The sequence below is a fragment of the Mariniflexile sp. genome (assembly GCF_052728615.1).
Genome location: NZ_JBFVFE010000114.1, coordinates 1 through 3,060 on the forward strand (window position 1 = coordinate 1; position 3,060 = coordinate 3,060).

The following is a 3,060-nucleotide window of genomic DNA, read 5'->3' on the forward strand; positions in this document are numbered from 1 at the left end:
TGTTTGCAAGCTTCCGATTTTCCTTCGGAAAATCGCCGCTCACAAACCCGCACTATTCTTATACCGACCGTTGGCAACAAGCTGAAACCAACCATTTAAACAGAATTTCAAATATGAAAAAAATTATTTTTATCCTTTTATTCTTTCCGCATTATATAATCTCTCAAAGTTCAAGTGGGTTTTTCAATTTTTCTAAAGATGAATTCTACATAGAGAAAATGGATGAATGGAATCAAAGAAATGTAGAAAAAAAATTTGAAACTTTAATAAATAATGATACTGTTTTTGCTTTCAGTGCCAAATTTTATTCTTTTCAAGAGACTTTTCAACTCAACTTAGGCAAAAATAAAAAAATAGAAAAAATAGAAAATTTTATTTATGTCCACAATGGCTCTTTAGACGAATTGTTTCCTTATAAATACCCAATCAAAATTGGTGATATTTTTAAGAACCTAGGAAATCCAGATGTTACAAATAGTAATTCAACAAAGTTAACTATGAATACTGTTTTAGATTTAGAATATTCATTTGAAAAATACTATAAATGGAATAATGTTTTGTATAGAGACACTAAGGTTTCTATGGAAATTGCTAATCTTAAGGCGAAAAAATCATATAAAAATAAAAAAGGCAAAATAAAAAAGTATCAATTTCGAGATTATGGTTATGTATCTTACACAGCAAATAGTAATGGAACAATTAGTGACAATGACAAAAATTTCAACACGGTATCTCTAATATCAAATGGTGCAATAAAATCATGGCAAAAAACAAAAAGAGAAATGATATCATTGCTTGGTGAGAAAAGATTTAATACATCTAATTTGCATTTTGAAAATAATAATTTACCCTATTTTTTATATTTAGAAAAAACTAATGACCCTAGCCAATACTTCAAGAATTTCTTTTTTTTTGCTACAATGGTTTATGATATCGCTTTTGGTAGTCAAGTTCTTGAAGAAAATCAGAAATACACCTATACTACTTTGCCTGATAACATACTAGCAGAAGCAATAGGGATGGATAAAAGTTGTTGTATTGAGATTTTAATTGACCTCGAAAATTGGAATAATTCAACTTATTTAGACAAACTATTTATAATGTTTCATGAATTTGGCCACGATATTTTTAATTTAAAACATAGTGATGGTATTCGACTTATGGCGACAAATAAGCTGACTTTTGATGATCCTTCTATATTGGGTGAGATGATTCATGAAATGATGCTTTCTATTTTGAAAAGACAAAAAACATTGAACAAGAATACTGATTAAAAAGCTAAAATCTGATAAAATAAAAAACAAACCTTTGACAATAAGTTAAATCAAATGAAAAAACCTTCTAGCGACCGAAATCTATATAATTATCCAGAATATATAGAGTATGCACTAGAAAAAATTAATAAAATAGATACTTCAAAAATTTCTTTTTCGGATTTAACAACCACAATTAAGAATTATATTGGAGGAATTCCAGTTTTAGAAATCACTTTTAAAGCGGGTGGTTATCTTGCAAGGGCAAGGACTAAATCAAATGACATACCGTACAAAAATCTTTCGGAAATTACAATTCGAGACAAAAAGTTTGTTAAGTCTTTTGGAAGAGCGCATAAACCTGGTAGAGCTGTTTTTTACTGTTCAACCGATGAAAAAGTAGCAATAAAGGAAGCTACTCAATGGCATATTACTGATTTAGGAGTTTTAATTAATCGCAATATGTTCAAAGAACATAATCATCACAGACGATTTGTAACTGTTAGTATCTGGAAAGTAAAAGAAGACTTAAAGTTAGCTGCATTATTTCTTAATAGAAATGCGATAGAATCAAATAGTCGTGTTAAATATTTTGGACAACATATGATTAATCATGATGCTAATAGCTGGAATTGTAATGAATTGAAATCAAAAAGCTTGATTTTGAATTTTTTTTCTGATGAATATGCAAAGTCTGATATAAGAGAGGAAAGTGATTACTTTTTATCTGCATATTATGCGAATGAGGTATATGCTTTTTCAAAAAAAAGTAAAATCGATGGAGTTGTTTATCCTACGGTTGCACATGATTTTAAAGGAGAGAACTTTGCAATCACTGAATTAGCATATAAAAACAAATTAGAGTTTGTAAAAGCTTATCATAATTATGTAGCAAATATTGAGTTAAATAATAATCCCTTTGTAATTGGAAGTATATTAGAAACTATTGAAAATAAAAATGGAAAATTGATTTGGAAAGACATAACAACAGGGAAAATAATTGAGTAGAAAAGCCAGTTGCCAACACCGTGTAAAAATAATTGCTTGGTTCTCGCCTACTTGGAAAATCCTACGGATTTTCCTCTGGTTCGTTCCATTTTTAGTAAGTTAGTTGCTTGCACACGCAACTATCCTTACACATAAACGTTGTGTTTAATTAAAAAAAACCCAATAGATGAGTAAAGACGAGAAGATATGACTTTAGACAAAAACGTAGTTGTAGAAATTGATAAAATTCTAACAGATGGCTTTGATGATAAGCATATTCAAACGCACTCTACAAAAAAAGATGTTAGGAAAGCATTGTTGATTTGCAAGGCTTTGGACTTTTTATCTGTTAAATCTGGGAATCTTTACGAATTAAAAGAAAACGCAATACTAGCTATACAAGATGGCGGAATTGAGAAGTATTTAGAAAATATAAGATTAGATAAGGATTTAGAGAAAACTATTAAAGACCTGACTAAAAAAAGTCTTAAAAATCAGATTTGGTATAATATTATGTACGTTACGGTTGGAGGAATTATAGGAGGATTAATAGGACTTTTAACATTATTGGTATCGCCAAATAATACAGAAAAATTGATACAAGAATTACATAAAATGGCAAAGCAAAAAGCCGACAATGATGATAATTTTCAAACTGATATTCAACAAATGCGTTTAGAAATAACTTCTTTAGAAAAACAAGTAGATTCTTTAAAAACAGCATCTGAATAAATAACTAAACACAATCGAGTGGATGGCTCCGCCATCAAATGACGGAGTGCACCCCTCACACCACCGTACGTACGGGTCTCGTATACGG

General features: G+C 29.6%; 3 protein-coding genes. All 3 read left to right on the forward strand.

Going from position 1 to position 3,060, the window contains the following annotated elements; genetic code table 11:
• Positions 1-1,274 (forward strand): hypothetical protein (locus ACU1LP_RS19405; RefSeq protein ID WP_445737094.1); only part of this gene is annotated, 1,274 nt, incomplete at its 5' end.
• 54 nt (positions 1,275-1,328) lie between these two features.
• Positions 1,329-2,261: a hypothetical protein gene (locus ACU1LP_RS19410; RefSeq protein ID WP_445734786.1), complete on the forward strand. Its 933-nt coding sequence runs from the start codon at positions 1,329-1,331 to the stop codon at positions 2,259-2,261.
• Between the two features lie 186 nt (positions 2,262-2,447).
• A complete protein-coding gene (locus tag ACU1LP_RS19415) occupies positions 2,448-2,972 on the forward strand; it encodes a hypothetical protein (protein WP_445734785.1) in 525 nt (174 codons plus the stop codon).
• Positions 2,973-3,060 lie beyond the last annotated feature (88 nt).